Origin of the sequence: Olsenella kribbiana (assembly GCF_036408795.1) — a bacterium.
Lineage (GTDB): Bacteria > Actinomycetota > Coriobacteriia > Coriobacteriales > Atopobiaceae > Olsenella_L > Olsenella_L kribbiana.
In genome coordinates this window covers 22069-38530 of sequence record NZ_JAZGJP010000011.1, presented here as the reverse complement: position 1 = coordinate 38530, position 16462 = coordinate 22069, and the positions used below count along the sequence as shown (strand labels likewise).

At 60.9% G+C, this 16462-nt stretch carries 13 protein-coding genes; 6 read left to right on the top strand and 7 right to left on the bottom strand.

The window, feature by feature from the left end:
• The first annotated feature begins 273 nt into the window (after window positions 1–273).
• Window positions 274–702, top strand: a complete 429-nt coding sequence (locus VXJ24_RS08290; RefSeq protein ID WP_330972462.1) for a hypothetical protein — start codon at window positions 274–276, stop codon at window positions 700–702.
• 133 nt (window positions 703–835) lie between these two features.
• On the opposite strand, the gene VXJ24_RS08285 is transcribed toward VXJ24_RS08290, so the two are convergent.
• Both VXJ24_RS08285 and aspS read right to left on the bottom strand, forming a co-directional pair.
• Window positions 836–3574: a phosphoenolpyruvate carboxylase gene (locus tag VXJ24_RS08285; protein WP_330972461.1), complete on the bottom strand. Its 2739-nt coding sequence runs from the start codon at window positions 3572–3574 to the stop codon at window positions 836–838.
• A 175-nt stretch (window positions 3575–3749) separates the two neighbouring features.
• Complete coding sequence (gene aspS, locus VXJ24_RS08280; protein WP_330972460.1) at window positions 3750–5519, bottom strand: aspartate--tRNA ligase; 1770 nt, start codon at window positions 5517–5519, stop codon at window positions 3750–3752.
• A 392-nt stretch (window positions 5520–5911) separates the two neighbouring features.
• Between aspS and VXJ24_RS08275 the strand changes: the two genes are divergently transcribed.
• The 4 genes from VXJ24_RS08275 (at window position 5912) to VXJ24_RS08260 (ending at window position 8812) form a co-directional block, all read left to right on the top strand.
• On the top strand, window positions 5912–6595 hold the full coding sequence (locus tag VXJ24_RS08275; protein WP_330972459.1) for an HAD family hydrolase: 684 nt from the start codon (window positions 5912–5914) through the stop codon (window positions 6593–6595).
• Between the two features lie 150 nt (window positions 6596–6745).
• Window positions 6746–7138: an IS200/IS605 family transposase gene (tnpA, locus tag VXJ24_RS08270; RefSeq protein ID WP_330972458.1), complete on the top strand. Its 393-nt coding sequence runs from the start codon at window positions 6746–6748 to the stop codon at window positions 7136–7138.
• Between the two features lie 6 nt (window positions 7139–7144).
• Window positions 7145–8314 (top strand): IS200/IS605 family element RNA-guided endonuclease TnpB, encoded by a 1170-nt coding sequence (gene tnpB / locus VXJ24_RS08265; RefSeq protein WP_330972457.1) that lies wholly within the window; start codon window positions 7145–7147, stop codon window positions 8312–8314.
• Between the two features lie 192 nt (window positions 8315–8506).
• A complete protein-coding gene (locus VXJ24_RS08260) occupies window positions 8507–8812 on the top strand; it encodes a CDP-alcohol phosphatidyltransferase (RefSeq protein WP_330972456.1) in 306 nt (101 codons plus the stop codon).
• 120 nt (window positions 8813–8932) lie between these two features.
• Here the strand turns inward: VXJ24_RS08260 and VXJ24_RS08255 are convergent, their stop codons facing one another.
• The 3 genes from VXJ24_RS08255 to VXJ24_RS08245 all read right to left on the bottom strand — a co-directional run bounded on the left by VXJ24_RS08255 (window position 8933) and on the right by VXJ24_RS08245 (window position 12603).
• Window positions 8933–10537, bottom strand: a complete 1605-nt coding sequence (locus VXJ24_RS08255) for a 4Fe-4S dicluster domain-containing protein (protein ID WP_330972455.1) — start codon at window positions 10535–10537, stop codon at window positions 8933–8935.
• Window positions 10538–10658: 121 nt separating this feature from the next.
• Window positions 10659–11672, bottom strand: a complete 1014-nt coding sequence (locus VXJ24_RS08250; protein WP_330972454.1) for an RluA family pseudouridine synthase — start codon at window positions 11670–11672, stop codon at window positions 10659–10661.
• Window positions 11662–12603, bottom strand: a complete 942-nt coding sequence (locus VXJ24_RS08245) for a LysR family transcriptional regulator (RefSeq protein ID WP_330972453.1) — start codon at window positions 12601–12603, stop codon at window positions 11662–11664. The genes VXJ24_RS08250 and VXJ24_RS08245 overlap by 11 nt, the downstream gene beginning before the upstream one ends.
• Before the next feature lie 228 nt (window positions 12604–12831).
• Between VXJ24_RS08245 and VXJ24_RS08240 the strand changes: the two genes are divergently transcribed.
• Window positions 12832–14217 (top strand): Na+/H+ antiporter NhaC family protein, encoded by a 1386-nt coding sequence (locus VXJ24_RS08240; RefSeq protein ID WP_330972452.1) that lies wholly within the window; start codon window positions 12832–12834, stop codon window positions 14215–14217.
• A 392-nt stretch (window positions 14218–14609) separates the two neighbouring features.
• On the opposite strand, the gene eda is transcribed toward VXJ24_RS08240, so the two are convergent.
• Together eda and VXJ24_RS08230 are read right to left on the bottom strand one after the other, a co-directional pair.
• The gene (gene eda, locus VXJ24_RS08235) at window positions 14610–15248 is read right to left on the bottom strand and encodes a bifunctional 4-hydroxy-2-oxoglutarate aldolase/2-dehydro-3-deoxy-phosphogluconate aldolase (RefSeq protein WP_330972451.1); all 639 of its coding nucleotides are present in this window, start codon (window positions 15246–15248) and stop codon (window positions 14610–14612) included.
• Window positions 15249–15278: 30 nt separating this feature from the next.
• Window positions 15279–16307 carry a sugar kinase gene (locus VXJ24_RS08230; RefSeq protein ID WP_330972450.1) on the bottom strand — a complete coding sequence of 343 codons (1029 nt, stop codon included), beginning with the start codon at window positions 16305–16307 and terminating at the stop codon, window positions 15279–15281.
• Window positions 16308–16462 lie beyond the last annotated feature (155 nt).

Below are 16462 nucleotides of genomic sequence, written 5' to 3'. Positions count from 1 at the left end.
ACATTTCTGGCCATATGCCTCAGGTCCAGCGAAGATGCAGGACAGCTTCCCGGCAAGAAGGTGGCACAGCGGAAGGCGCGGCTTCGCTTGCCGACGAATTCTTGCGTTCTCCGATGGATCGAGCTGCCAGGCTGAAATGATTCCAAACTCAGCTTAGACAGCAGCTCCGGCGGAAGCCATCAATGGCTGCCCAGAGATAGAGGACATCTTTTCCAAAGGAGCTCAGACGCCTGCCTTATCAGCCCCCAGCCCTTGCAGAAAAGGAGGACAGCCATGAGGCCACAGATACGCACCTTCGACAGACGCGATGCTCTATCCCTGACAGTCATGCTCATCTCGACAGCTGCCTCAATTGTCTACTGGTTCTTCTTTGCCGGCCAGGCAGCATACACGTACAACGCCTTTCCCGATGCTCTGTATCGCTACCTCATCGAGCCTGTGATGCTGGGGTCGGCTGCATTCTTCCTTGCAAGCCATCTCCATGCACGCATCGCAGCCAAAGCATCAACGCTCCATGCAGCCAAGACCGTCTGCCTGCTCCTGGTTGCCGTCTATATCGTCTGCCTCGGTGCGGTCATAGCGTTCGGGACAGCGATGGCATACGAGCTGCTCGTGGCCTTCATGGGGTATATGCAGGTGCTCCTGCGCTTTGCTCCCGTCTTCATAGGAGCGATCCTGGGCATCAGGATGGCTGAGAGATAGCACATGCTGGCAGCCATGCTCTCGTTCATCCTCGGGCATCGTCTTCTTGCGTGCTGGCAGGCATGGCGCATAAGGAAACGCTCCCCTTCCCGGAGGAAGAGGAGCGCTGATGAAGTATATGTCTGGGAAAACCTCACCCGGTGTTCTGGAGGCCTGCGGCAACTCCGGAGACAGTGCAGAGGATAAGGAAGATGAAGCGCTCCTTCTCCTCGGGTGTGAGCTTCTCGGACTCGTCCTCGCGCCTCAGGCGGTCAAGCGCCTTCATCTGCATGATCGAAAGCGCATTCACGAACGGCAGACGTGCACGGACAACCGGGCCGAGGACGCGGCGGTGCTGGAGCGGCTCATCCTCGTTGAGGATGGCAAAGACCCACTTCTTCGTGAGCGCGAGCTCGTCCATGACCATCTCGGAGAGCTCGGGCCTGTTGCCGAGGCCCATGTACATCCAGGCGATGCGCTCGTCGGTCTTGGCAAGAGACATCTCGATGTTGTCGATGAAGGTCTGGAAGAGCGGCCACTCCGCATAGGCATGGCGGAGAGCATCGAGGTCCCCGAAGGCCTCGCAGGCGCTTCCCAGGCCGTACCAGGCAGCGAGGTTGATGCGTGCCTGGCTCCAGCTGAAGATCCAGGGGATCGTGCGCAGGTCGTCCAAGGACTTTGCACCGAGGCCACGCTTGGCAGGACGTGAGCCGATAGGCAGAAGACCAATCTCGGCAAGCGGCGTGACACAGCTGAACCACTCGGCAAAGCCATCCTGGTTCAGGAGCTTGAGGTAGGTCTCGCGCGATTCCTTCTCGAGCTCTGCGGCCATATCGTGGTACTTCTCGGTGTAGATCGTATTGATCTTGCCGATCTCAGGCGAGGAGTGCATGAGCGTTGCTGCTGCGACAGACTCGACATGGCGGCGGGCAAGCACAGGATTGCCGTAGCGGGCAAAGATGACCTCGCCCTGCTCCGTGAGCTTGAAGCAGCAGTTGACAGAGCCTCTCGGCTGCGCGAGCACAGCGTGGTTTGCCGGGCCGCCGCCACGGCCGACAGCACCGCCACGGCCATGCATGAGGACAAGGTCGATGTTGTTGGCCTGGGCCCAGTCGGCAATCTCCTTCTGTGCCTTGTGGAGCACGAGGGTAGCCGAAGTCGGGCCTGCATCCTTCGAGGAGTCGGAGTAGCCGAGCATGACCTCGAGACGGCGGTTCGTCTGGGCAAGGCGCTTCTTCACGTCGGGGAGCTCGATGATCTGGGAGAGCGTCGTGACGGCGTTCTCGAGGTCCTCGACCTGCTCGAAGAGCGGAATCACATCGAGCGTCGGGACGTCCTTCTCATGGGCGAAGGAGAGGCGTGCCAGCTCATAGACATCTGCCACGTTCTGGGCGCTCTTCGTGAACGAGATGATGTAGCGGCGTGCAGCCTCGACGCCGTTCTTGCGCTGGATGGCACCGATAGCGCGGAACGTGTCCACGACTTCGCGCGTCATCGGCTGCAGCTGGCCTGTGCGGCCATGCTCCTTGAGGTCGGCAAGGGCGCGGGAGTGCACGACCGAGTGCTGGCGGAACTCCATCTGCACCATGTTGAAGCCGAAGGTCTCGGTCTGCCAGATGAGCGTCTGGAGAAGGCCATATGCCTCACGGACAGCGCCTGCCTCGACAAGCGAGTCCTGCACGACGCGCAGGTCTCCCAGGAACTCATCTGCATCTGCATACATGAGGTCTGCCGTGCGGGCAATCGTTGCACGCAGGCGCTCTGCCATGACGAGCATGACAGCACGGTGGAGCTCCGAGACAGAGATCAGCATCACACGGTTGCAGAGCTCTTCGTTCATCTCGAGCTGGTGGCTCCAGAGATTCTGAAGCGCTGCAGAGGGCTTCGTCGAGCCGCCTTCCATCGTGAGCGCACGGCCGACATATTCCGTCGCGTCGGCAAGCTTCGTGAGCATATGCACGCGGAACTTCTCTGCGACCTTGCGGCTCACCTTGGCCGTGACATTCGGGTTGCCATCGCGGTCAGACCCGATCCAGGAGCCCAGACGGAAGAAGGCTGGGCAGACCGGCTTCACGGTACCGGCCTTGCTTCCAAGCTCCCAGTCATCGAAGCGGCGGTAGACCTTCGGGATCATCTCGAAGAGCGTCGAATCGAAGATATCGATGATGGTGTCAGCCTCTTCGACCGGCGTCGGCTTCTTCGCAGCGATGGGAGACGTGCGGAAGAGCGAGTCAATCTCCTGGAGCATGCGGCGCTCGTTCTCCGCAAGCTCCGTGCCGCCCAGAGATGGCCTCTCTGCAAGAAGGTCTGCGATGCGGCGGATCTTTGCGGTCACAGCCTTGCGGCGTGCCTCGGTCGGGTGCGCCGTGAAGACCGGGTGGAACTCGAGACGGTTCAGGAAGGAGTCTGCCTTGTCCTTGCCGACCTCTTCGATCAGGCGGTGGTAGGAAACCGTGATCTCGTTCACGGGGTCTTCGGCAGAGTCCGTCGGCACGACACGCTCGCGGCGACGGAGCGAGCTCACACGGTAGTCTTCCTCAGCGATATTCGCGAGATGGAAATACGTCGCGAAGGCACGCGTCAGATACTGCTCCTCCTCGAGCGTCAGCTTGTCGATGAGGCGCACAGCCTGCGTATAGGCTTCGTCCTTGTCTGTCTCGGAGATGTCTTCGTCATTTGCATGGACCATGTACTCGAGCAGAAGATCGAAGCTGCTGCAGAGCTTGGGATCGTACTCCTTGAGGACGCGCCTCGTCAGACGCAGGAACAGCTCCATGTTGTGGCGGAGCTCCTGGGGAATGCGGACCTCGGACAGGGCGGAAGCGGCAGCAGCACGCTCATTCGAAGCGTTCCTCTGTGCCTGCGCTTCCCAATGGGAATCAAATTGGGGCATGTACTACCTCCCACGTAGAGATTCACGCCGTTCACGGAAAATTCTATCACCAGAACATTCCAGAATTATTTCGTGACGCACCCCACAGACTCCTGACAAGGCCGACACATTGCACGGAAAAAGCCAGCCAGGACAGGTGTCCCAGCCGGCTTTGCATACATCTTCTGTCTTGCTCCTACATGAGGCGCAGGGAGACTTCCTTGAGCTGTGCCATGGAGACCTCGGACGGAGCATCGCTCATGAGGTCGGAGCCGGAGCTCGTCTTCGGGAATGCCATGACTTCCCTGATGGAGTCAGAGCCCGTGAGCAGCATGCAGACACGGTCGAGGCCGAGTGCGAAGCCGCCCATAGGAGGCGCACCATAGGTGAGTGCCTCCATCAGGAAGCCAAACTGGGCCTTCGCGCGCTCAGGCGTGAAGCCGAGCTTCTCAAGGATCTTCTCCTGGAGCTGTGCGTTGTGGATACGCATGCCACCGCCGCCAGCCTCGTAGCCATCCATGACGAAGTCATAGGTGTGCGAGCCGATTGCAAGAGGATTGGTGTCGAGCAGGTCGATCTGGTCCTCATTCGGCTGCGTGAACGGCTGGTGCTCGGAGTCGAGGCACTTCCTGTCCTCGTCCCAGTGGAACAGCGGGAAGTTCACGACCCAGAGGAAGTCATGGCCTTCGCGCTTGATATCGAGGGCATCAGCCATGTGGTTGCGCATGCCGCCCAGGATCTCGTCTGCATGGAGACGGTCTGCCACGGCGAACATCACGAGGTCGCCCGGCTCGACGTCCATCTCCTTGCGGAGTGCTGCCATCTCCTCATCGGAGAAGAACTTCACGATCGGGCTCGTGACGGAGCCATCCTCGCGGAAGGCAATGTAGGCAAGGCCCTTGGCACCGAAGGTCGCTGCCACATCGGCGAGACGGTCGATCTTGGCGCGGGGCCACTTGCCGGCGCCCTTGGCATTGATGGCCTTGACATACTGGCCCCCGGTCTGCGCAGCAGAGGCGAAGAGCTTGAACTTCGACTGGCCGAAGATCGGCGTCACGTCGTGCAGCGTCATGCCGAAGCGGGTATCCGGCTTGTCGATGCCGTAGGTATCCATGGCATCCCAGTACTCGATGCGGCGCAGCGGCAGCTGCATCTCGACGCCCATGGCGCCGAAGGCATCCTTCAGCACCTCTTCGAGCTCGCCCATGACATCGTCCTGGGTGACGAAGCTCATCTCGACGTCGACCTGGGTGAACTCAGGCTGGCGGTCTGCACGAAGGTCCTCGTCGCGGAAGCACTTGGCGACCTGGCAGTAGCGCTCGACGCCGCCGACCATGAGGAGCTGCTTCAGGAGCTGCGGAGACTGCGGCAGGGCATAGAAGTGGCCCGGCTGCGTGCGGCTCGGCACGAGGAAGTCGCGGGCGCCTTCCGGCGTGGACTTGAAGAGGGCCGGAGTCTCGACCTCCATGAACTCATGCTTGTGCAGCGCCTCGCGGATCGCGAACGTGAAGTCGGAGCGCAGCTTCAGGTTGTGCATCATCTTCGGACGGCGCAGGTCGAGGTAGCGGTAGCGCAGGCGCACATCCTCGGCTGTATCCACGTGGTCCTCGATCTGGAACGGGGTCGTCTTCGAAGTGTTCAGGACCTCGATCGTGGAGACGAGCACCTCGATCTCGCCCGTTGCGAGCTTCTCGTTTGCCATGCCCTCAGGACGCTCGCGCACGGTGCCCGTGACAAGGATCGGCCACTCGGTACGGATGGTCTCGGCCGTATGGAAGGCCGTGCCGCCGGAGTGCTCAGGGTCGAACGAAACCTGCGTCATGCCCTCGCGGTCGCGCAGGTCGACGAAGATGAGACCGCCGTGGTCCCTTCTGTGCCACACCCATCCTGCAAGCGTGACTTCCTGGCCGATGTCTGATTTGCGCAGCTCCCCGCAGGTGCGGGTATGCATGCTGTGCTGGTCCATATGAGATATCCTCTCATCTGTGCCGTCCCGTGCCGTAACGGACGGCTCCCGACAGATGGCGCGGGGTGCGTAGACAGCGTCCCCGCACACGCGTCGGCCATTGTACTCCAGAAGGCAGGACGGCCGCGGCGAGCCTCACGGAACGTTACCAGCCTGCCACGAAATTCCAGAGAGCGCATGGCTGCCCGATGCTCCTCCGGCGCTCCCCTCTCATGCATAAGCTGGGAGATTCATTCAGGAAGCTGCTCCACCAGGATGCGCTCATGCGTCCAGACGCTACCGTCTGCCTGCCTTTTTGCGCATGAGTGGGGAAAATGCTAGCCTAGGTGCGTAGATTTTCTTGTGGATAAGGACTGAGACCATACGAGGCCACAGGTCCAGGGAGGCAGTCCATGGCATACGCAGCAGCGATATTCGATCTCGATGGGACGCTCCTCGATACGCTCGACGACCTCTATGACGCGGTGAACTATGCGCTTGGCCTCTATGAGCTGCCGCTCAAGAGCAAGGATGAGGTCCGCTGGGCCATCGGCAATGGCATCCGCAATCTCGTGCGCACCTGCCTTCCGAAGGACGCCGATGAAGGCACGTTCGAAGAGGTCTTCGTCGCCTTCAAGAGCTACTACCGCGAGCACTCGATGGACAAGACCCGCCCCTATCCGGGCATCGCAGCCGTGCTTCGGCACCTCCGCACACGCGGCATCCGCTGTGCCGTCGTCTCGAACAAGGCAGACGCTGCCGTCCAGACACTCATCGACCACTTCTTCCCCGGCGAGTTCGATGCAATCGTCGGCGAGCGCGAGGCAGAAGGCATCCGCAAGAAGCCGGCACCCGATACCGTGAACGAGGTCATGCGTGTCCTCGGCATGAAGAAGAAGGATGTCGTCTACATCGGCGACTCCGAGGTCGATATCGAGACCGCCGCAAACGCCCAGTGCGACTGCATCGCCGTGACCTGGGGCTTCCGCGTCCGCGAATTCCTCGAGGACAAGGGGGCGCCTGTTCTTGCCGAGACGCCGGAGCAGCTCGAGCACCTCATCACCGGCGAAGGGCTCGACGGCACGGCCGCTGCCTGATCTGGCCGCATCCATTCAGATTCTCTTGCATTTCGCGTAGCGCCTTTGGCGATTATCAAAAGCGCCGTAAAACCCCTGTCTTTAGGCATGGGGATATAAGGCGCATCGCCGCAGACGATATTAGATAGGGATCCATGGTATAATCCTTCCATGGACTACAAGAGCAACAACAACGTCGTCTACAGCTGCAGGTACCACGTGGTCTTCTGCCCGAAGTACCGCCGCCCCGTGCTCGTGGACGGCGTGGACGAGCGCTTCAGGCAGATAGCGCGGCAGGTCGCGGACGAGCTCTCCTTCGAGATCATAGAGATGGAGGTCATGCCGGACCACGTCCACATGCTCCTTGAGGTGGACCCGCAGCTCGGCATCCACAGGGCCGTGAAGCGCCTCAAGGGCAGGACCAGCCACGACCTGAGGGAGGAGTTCCCCTGGCTCAGGAAGAGGCTGCCCTCGCTCTGGACGAACAGCTACTTCGTCTCCACCGTGGGCGGCGCCCCGCTTGCGGCCGTCAGGCGGTACATCGAGAGCCAGAAGAACGTGTGACCCATCATGGACATGACGTTTGAATACAGGATCTACCCGAGCGCTGCCCAACGCGTGCAGCTTGCCAGGACCTTCGGATGCTGCCGGTGGGTCTACAACCGAGTGCTCCAGATGCGGAAAGAGGAATACGAGCGGGACAAGAAGACCCGATCCATCAATTCCTATATCACGCAGATACCCATCTGGAAGAAGGACGAGGCCCCTTGGCTTGCCGAAGCGGACTCCATGGCCCTGCAGCAATCCCTGCGCGATCTCGACAAGGCGTACAAGAACTTCTTCAGAAGCCCTGGAAGGGTAGGGTTCCCCCGGTTCAAGTCGAAATCAGGTGCAAGACAGAGCTACCGCACCAACAGCATCTCGATCGTGGACGCCCGCCATGTGAAGCTTCCGAAACTGGGGAGCGTCAGGGCGAGAATCACCCGGCCCGTCCGGGGGCGGATCCTCTCCGCAACCGTCAAGAAGGTACCCTCCGGCGAATATTTCGTGGCCGTCTGCTGCACGGACTGCCCAGAACCGGATATGCCGCAGGGTGACGTCGAGGTCATGGGCATAGACGCCGGCATCCGCTGCCTGATGGCCCGCTCGGACGGCGAGGTGGTTGCCAGCCCCAAGAGCCTCACCAAGTCAGAGAAGAGATTGGCCCGCGAGCAGAGGAGGCTCTCCAGGAAGAAGAAGGGTTCGAAGAGGCGGGCCAGGCAGCGGGTCCGGGTGGCCCGCATCCATGAGAAGATTGCGAACCAGAGGAAGGACGCCATCCACAAGGCCACGACGGAAGCGGTGCGCGAGAGCCAAGCCATCGCCGTCGAGGACCTGAACGTGAAGGGCATGGAGAAGAACCGCCGCCTTGCCAGGGCCGTGGCGGACGCAAGCATGTCAGAGATGATCCGCCAGCTCCAGTACAAGTGCGCCTGGTACGGGCGTGCCTTCGTGAAGGTGGGGAGGTTCTACCCGTCCAGCAAGACGTGCTCGTGCTGCGGCTACGTGAACAAGAACGTCGTGCTTGGGGTCGAGAGCTGGACATGCCCCGAGTGCGGGGCCCGCCACGACCGAGACCTCAACGCGGCGAAGAACATCGCCGCCGAGGGCGCGAGGCTGCTGGCGGAGGGAAACGGTACCGCAGGGCTTGCGGGAACCGGGGGCGCGCGAGTGCCCCGAACGCTCGTGGAGCAGGCGTAAGACCCATCCCCGCGAAAGCGGGGAAAGGCTATCTGCTGTGAAGCGAGAATCCCCTGGCTCTAGCCATGGGGAGTGTCAATCGGTGAGGGCGCTATTTCCGTCACTGGCCCAAGCGGATGTATGAGTTTGTTCAAGGAACGGTATAGTGAGTGCAAGCACGTTGGGTCTGGCCCTTCGACGAAAGGACATGCCATGGGAAAGAGAGCATCCGAGGCACTCGATATCAATTACGATCAGCTGGCTGACTACCTCCACAGCCATCACTCCGTCTACATGAAGATCGATAGCAAGGTCTACTACCTGACCGACGTGAACTACGAAGCATGGCGCGCACAGGACACCAGCCAGCGCAACGAAAAGGGCCACTACATCGACTGCTCCGATCTCGTTGACACTGTGGACGAGTTCCTGGCACTTCCGTTCGTCGGCGGAAAGACGATCAAGGACGTCTTCGACGGCGCCACGTTCTATGCCTCCATCAAGGGAGACAAGGAGTAGACACTCCAGACCCAAGACATGCAGCAGGGCCCGCCAGATGGCAGGCCCTGCTTTTTCATGCCATCGTCTCATGAGAAAGGGCGCCTTCCTTCCGGAGGGCGCCCTTCGAAGCATCAGGTGCTACTCGGCCTTCGGTGCCGTCGGCAGATCTTCCGGATGCACGCCGTCATCTGCGTACTCGAGGTCGTGGATGAGGCCACGGAACTCGTTGTCGACCGCGTTCTTGTGCGGAGAGCGGGCCGCATAGCGGTGAACGGCTGCTGCCGACTTGTTGATTGCGACGAGGGTGCCGGCGCCTGCGACGCAGCCGCCCGGGCATGCCATGCCCTCGAGCAGGTATCCCTGATACTTGCCCTTGACGGCGTCCTTCATCATCTTCCTGCATTCCTCGAGGCCGCCAGCCTGGGCCGTCTTGACCTCGGCATCAGGATGGTCGCGCTTGATGACGTTCACGACAGCATTCGCGACGCCGCCTGCGACAGCGAAGTTCCTGCCGTCCGTGGATGCGACATCGAAGTCGGACTTGTTGTCGTCGGCAAGTGCGAGGTAGTCGATGCCACGTGCCTCCATCATGCCGGCCATCTCCTCGAACGTGAGGACGAAGTCGACCTCGGAACGCACGGAGCGGCGCATGGCCTCGAGCTTCTTTGCGGAGCACGGCCCCACGAAGACGATCCTTGCCTTCGGATGCTGGGAGCGCACCATGCGTGCCGTCAATGTCATCGGCGTCAGTGCCATCGAGATGCAGTCGGCATACTTCGGGAACTCCTTCTTTGCCATCGAGCTCCAGGCCGGGCAGCACGACGTGCCCATGAACGGCAGCTTGTCAGGCACCTCCTCGAGGAAGTCCTCTGCCTCCTGGACGGAGCACAGGTCGGCACCGAGTGCGACCTCCTCGACGCCGGAGAAGCCGAGGAGCTTGAATGCCTCGCGGAGCTTGCCGACATTGCCCTTGCCGCCGAACTGGCCGACGAAGGCAGGGGCGACGATTGCGATGACCTCCTGGCCTGCCAGGATGGCCATGGCGACCTGGACGATCTGGGACTTGTCTGCGATAGCGCCGAACGGGCAGTTGATGAGGCACTGGCCGCAGGCAACGCACTTGTCCTGGTCGATCTCTGCGTGTCCCTGTGCATCGGAGCCGATGGCATGCATGCCGCAGGCGTCAGCGCACGGGCGCACGTAGTGATAGATGGCATGGTACGGGCAGGTGCGGGCGCACATGCCACAGTGGATGCAGAGGTCCTGGTCGATGAAGGCCTTCTTGTCCTTGAAGGAGATGGCCTTCTTCGGGCAGATCTCGCGGCAGGGGTGCGCAAGGCAGCCCTGGCACATGTTCGTGACCTCGTAGATGTTGTCCTTGCAGGCATTGCAGGCGAACTTGATCACGTTGATCAGAGGCGGCTCGTAGTAGTGCTCAGGACCTGCGGCATCAGCGAGGCCATCCGAGATATGCGCCGGCCTGTCGACGCCCTGGAGCGAAAGGCCTGCAGCCAGACGGATGCGCTCCGAGACGATGGCACGCTCGAGGAACACGGACTCGCGGTAGGTGGCCACGTCTCCCGGAATGATCTTGTACGGCAGCTCCTCGAATGCCTTGTCGAAGTCAGCAAGCGTCCAGTTCGGATTCCTGCCGTTGTCGTAGATGACTTTTGCTACTTCGCGGAATACGGACCGGCGGATTGCCGTCAGGTTCGTATAGACGCCACGCATGGTGTCAGCCATGAATGCCCCTCTCCGAGCATTGGAACAGATTTACGTTGCTTCCCTGTTTCCAAGTCTACCGAACTCAGGAAGGCAAAGCGTGCTCAAGGATGCAAAAACCTGCACTTTCCAGCTTGGCGTCTCATCGTTTCCGCGACTCCCATGCTGCGAGTGCACGCTCTATCTCGCTGCCTCCGAAGAGCGAACGGAAGCTCTCAGGCACAGGGGCCGTGGCGGAGAGCTTCTCCCCTGTCACAGGATGGACAAACGACTCCCGCCAGCAGTGGAGCTGAAGGCCGAAGCGCTCGTGTCTGCCCTTCGGCAGAAGGTCAAAGCCGGGTACCGCGGGCCCGCCTCTCATCCCGTAGAGCGCATCCCCCAGGATCGGGTATCCCTCAGAGGCCAGATGCACGCGAATCTGGTGCTTCCTGCCGGTGCCGAGCGAGACGAGGGCAAGCGTGAGGCCGCCCTTCCGAATGAGCCCCCAGACCGTGGTCTTCGCATCCTTGCCGGAAGGAGAGACGCGCATGCGTCTTGCATCGTGGCGGTCGCGCCCGACAGGCGCTGCAATCACATGCGGCCCTTCAGGCAAAGATCCCCGCACGCAGGCCAGATAGAGCTTCTCCATTGCATGCCCTGCGACAAGCGTGTCCAGGCCTCCCTGAAACTCCGGGGCAAGCGAGAAGAGGATGCACCCTGTCGTATCCTCATCGAGCCGCTGCACAGCCTGGGCAGAGGCGCTCCTGCCTTCTTCCTCAAGATGCTTCCTGACACGTGCTGTGAGCGTATCCGTCTTGCCGCCTGTCCCATCCGAATGCACGAGGATGCCAGAAGGCTTGTCGGCGCAGAGCAGGAATGCATCCTCGAAGAGGATATCGGCAGCACGCGCTGCTGCAGCCGGCGCATCGGGACCTTCTGCTGCGTCCTTCCTGAGGACAAGCTCGACCAGATCTCCTGCATCCAGAGCATCTGCTGGCCTGAGCAAAGCTCCATTTCTTGCAAGACGCCTCTCCTCAAAGATTGCCTTCCTCTGCGTCTTCGAGACGCCGGCAGCCTCGAGGAGCGCATCTGCTGTCACGTCCGCATCCACAACGAATGAGACCCTTGCGTCATCAGCCTCGGCGATATGGTACGGACGCATATCCTTATCCCTCATGGTGCATCTCTCCCACTTCTTCGGCGAGCGTCCTGTAGAAGGCTTCTGTCGCGCTCCAGATATGGTCTGCCTTCCTCCAGGCAACGTTGATCCAGTAGAGCGCCTTGTCTCCGAGATGGATGAGCCGGACCTGCGTCTGCTCCTCCTCTGAAAGAGAGGAGAAGACGAGCCTCCTCGGGCAGAAGAAGGCACCTGCCCCCTTCGCACAGAGGTCGAGCAGGGTCTCTGTATTGGACGAGGTGACCTGGATCGTCGGCGTGATGCCCGACTCGCGGAAGGCCTGGCGTGCCAGATCTCCCGGAATGTCGCGTTTGCCCAAGAGCAGGAACGGGCAGTCGGCAAGAGGCTGGAGCGTGCCCTTCCTCTCCACCTCAGCTACGACCTCATCCTCATGGCCCTGATAGAGCTTCGAGAGGAGCTCCTTTGCAACGACAAGCACGACCTCCTCCCGGTAGAGATCCTGGACAGAAAGGCCAGGGATATCCTTTGGCACGGTCGCAACAATCAAGTCGAGCTGCCCTGCCTGAAGGCTCTCGATGAGCTTCTCGTTCTCCTCCTCGACGAGGTCCACCTCGATGCCGGGGCGCCTGCGCTGGTAGGCAGCAATCGAGCGGGGCATGATGAAATGGGAGCGGGTCGAGGCGATGCCGACACGGAGAAGGCCACGCTCATCTCCTGCGATGTCCTGGAACTCCTGCTGCATCGAGCGCTCGAGGTCCTGCATCCTGCGGGCATAGCCCAAGAAGACCCCGCCCGCATAGGTGAGCTCGAGCGGCACCTTGCGGATGATGAGACGGACGCCGAGCTCATGCTCGACGCCTGCGATATGAGCCGAGAGCGTCTGCTGGGTGATGCCGAGGCGCGAGGAGGCCTTCGTGAAGCTGCGCTCCTCTGCAAGCGCAATGAAGTAGCTCATGGTAGAGAAGTTCACAGAGTCTCCTTGCCTCTATGCAGACAGTGCCTCATTCCATGCGTCCTGTTTCCGACAGCAGAGAGACGGACTGTCTGTGACCTGCGGAAACGTGCCCGAAACAAAGGAACTGTCGAGTTACTAGATTTCTTTGTATTCATAACCGAATATAACAGTTGGACTCATTGTTTCAAGGGTCCTATCCTGCTTTTCGCGCTCAGGAAAGAAATGCTCTCAGGAAGGTCCGCCATGACAGAATCCATCGTACTCGCCGTCTTTGCCGCGATGCTTGTCGCAGGCATTGCAGCTGGCGTGCCCATCGTCTGGATCCTCGTAGCGGGCCTTGCCCTTTTCTCCGGCTATGCGCTGAAGCAGGGCCACAGCGTGCGCGAGGTAGCGCACATGGCAGGAAGTGGCATGAAGTCTGTCCGCGATGTCCTCATCCTCTACCTCATTGTCGGCATGATGTGCGCGGCATGGAGGGCTTCGGGCACGATCCCCTATACCGTGAGCGTCTGCGCAAGCCTCATGACCCCTGGCATCTTCATCCTCATGACCTTCCTTGCCTGCTGCCTCATGTCCACCCTCATGGGCACCTCGACCGGCACCGCTGCGACGATGGGCGTCATCTGCATGACGATCGCATCGGCAATGGGTGCAGACAAGGTCCTCACAGGCGGCGCAATCCTTGCCGGCTCCTTCTTCGGCGACCGCATGAGTCCGATGAGCGGCTCTGCCCTCCTCGTTGCCGGCCTCACGAAGACCGAAGTCACGAAGAACGTGCTCAGGATGGCAAAGACAGCTGCCGTGCCCTTCGCGCTCACTTGCCTCATCTATGCAGCCTTCGGCTTCACGACGCAGCACGCCTCCTCGATGCCGCAGATGGCATCCATCTTCTCCCGCTCGTTCCACATGGGCTGGGTCCTTGCCATTCCTGCCCTTGCAATCGTCGTCCTCTCGCTCATGCGCGTTCCCGTCAAGAAGACGATGCTTGCATCGCTCGTGCTTGCCTGCATCATCTGCATAGCTGTCCAGGGCGTGGCACCTCAGGATCTTCCAGGCCTCCTCATCTTCGGCTATACGTCGACGGACCGCACGATCGCCTCGATGCTTGATGGCGGAGGGGTGCTGTCAATGATGAACGTCGCTTCGATCATCCTTGTGAGCTCGACCTACTCGGGCATCTTCGATGGGACGGGGCTTCTGCGTGGCGTCTGCTCGAAGGTCTGGGAGCTCTCGAAGCGCTCGACGCCCTTCCTCGGCGTCCTCGTGACGAGCTTCATCGCGAACTGCATGGCCTGCAACCAGACGCTCTCGATCATGCTGACCGACCAGATCTGCCGCCCGACCGAGGGCACCGGCACCGCACTTGCCCTCGACCTCGAGAACAGCGCAGTCGTCCTTGCCGGCATCATCCCCTGGAGCCTCTCCTGCGTGGCTGTGCTCTCCTTCATCGGCGCCCCTTCGACCTCGGTCGTCTTCGCCTGCTTCCTCTACCTCCTGCCGCTCTGGACGCTCCTCATCTCCTATGCGGTGCACCACGACAAGAGCTTCGTGAAGAAGACGCCAGGCCAGCTCCTTGGCCTCACGACGGACGACGTGGCACAGCCGGCACAGCTTCCGCTTGCTGCCTAGCACGTCCTAACCAGAGCATCTATTGCCTGCAGCCTCTCCGGCACGTCCGGGGAGGCTGCATTGCTCTCAGCTCCCTTGCCTTGCAGAGGGGAACTCCATCTCGGCTCCCATCCTCTCCTGGAACAGGAGAGCTGGCAGGAGCAGGCCTGCTCCCCCCTCTCTCTCCGAGACGAGCAGGAGCAGACAGGACGAAGCAGGCTCTTCAAGGGCCAGGGCATCGCCTCTGCCTCCAGAAATCCTTTCCAGGCACGAAGCAGCCTCTGCTGCCTATTGCCTCAGCCGGTCCTCCTTCTATGCACATGAAGGCGCCCTCCGGATGCAATCAGTCCGGAGGGCGCCTTCAAAGCTTGTACGGCTCTTCCTGGGGGAAAGGAGGAAGCCAGGAAGAGGGGCTATGCGCGGGTGGAGCGGACGATCTCGGCCGCTTCCTTCGTGAGGGCGAGCATCTCGTCGAAGCGGTGCTCGCGGATCATCTGGGGCTTGACCATCCAGGTGCCGCCGCAGGCGATGATGGCAGGATCTGCGAGGTAGGCTGCGAGGTTCTGGGCATTCACGCCTCCTGTCGGCATGAACCTATGGCCCACAAAGACGGAGGCAAGCGCCTTGATCGTGGCAAGGCCACCGTACTGGGCAGCCGGGAAGAACTTCGTGACTTCGAGGCCCTTGTTCACAAGAGCGGTGACCTCGGTCGGGGTGACGCCTGCCGGAATGATCGGAACCTTGTTGTCGAGACACCACTCGACGACGTCCATGTTGTAGCCCGGCGAGACGATGAACTTGGCGCCTGCATCGACAGCGCGCTTTGCCTGCTCGACGGTGAGCACGGTGCCAGCACCGGCCATGATGTCAGGGCACTCGTCTGCCATGATCTTGATCGACTCGGCGGCGGCGTCCGTGCGGAACGTCACCTCGGCAGAAGGAAGGCCGCCCTCGACGAGGACCTCGGCAAGCGGCTTTGCGTCCTCTGCCTTGTCCAGCACGACGACAGGCACGACACCCATCTTCTCGACATTCTCGTAGAAAGAATCCATGTAAGACATATCTGTCTCCTCACTTGTTTTCTAGCGGCTGACCCTGAGACCTGCACCCTTTGCAGCTACCGCTGCGATATCCTCTGCCGTGGCGAAGTTCGAATCGCCCTTGATCGTGAGCTTCAGGACGGATGCGGCAATCGCGTAGGATGCAGCTGCATCGTAGTCCATCCCGTGAAGCAGGGCGTGGATGAGGCCTGCTGCGAAGGCATCGCCTCCAGCGACCCCCTCGAGCACATGCATGTGATGCACCGAAGAGAAGTGCGCCTTCCCGTCTGCATAGATCATGCCCATCCAGTCGGAGTCCTCGACGGAGCGGATGTCGCGGATGACGGAAGCGACCATCTTGACGCCGTAGGTGTGGACAAGCTCGTCTGCAATCTGGACGTAGGCATCCTTCTCCTCGATGCCCGTGGCAAGGGAGCCCGAGCCATAGGAGATGCCAAGGCAGGAAGGGGCATCCTCGTCGTTTGCGATGCAGATATCGACGAGCGGAAGGGCACGCTTCCAGAACTTCTTTGCCTCGTCCGGCGTCCAGAGCTTGCGGTAGTTGAGGTCGGCGACGGTCACGATGCCGTGCTTCCTTGCAGCCGCCAGTGCCTCATAGGCGGACTCTGCCATCTCCGGGCACACAGCCGGCGTGACGCCGCTCACATAGAAGACGCTGACACCGTCGAGAATCTTGTCCCAGTCGAAGTCCGTGTGGGATCCGAGATTCATCGCGGAGTACTTGCGGTCATAGACGCAGCCATTCGAGCGCTCGGAAGCGCCGATCTCGAAGAAGTAGCTGCCGAGACGGTCGCCCTTGCGCACGACGCGGCTCACGTCGACGCCGTAGGCAGAAAGGCTCCTCAATGCGCAGTCGCCGATGCGGCTTTCCGGCACGATGGAGACGAATGCTGCATCATCCTTCTGATATGCCAGAGAGAACGCGACGTTCGCCTCTGCCCCGCCATACCGCACATCGAACGAATTTGCCTGCTCAAGGCGTAGATGATCGGGAGGCGACAGCCTCATCATGATCTCTCCGAAGGTCAGAACCTTGCCTTCAAGCTTCATGCTCCATCCTTTCCGGCGCAGATCCGCCTGCCCCTCTGGGCTCCTGCGGCTCTGTCTCTCTCAACGATTCCAAATCTAGCATGTTAGTTATCCGTTGTATAGAGGAAATCTGGCCAGATGGAGGAAATCTATGCGAACGGATATTCAGGAGCTGC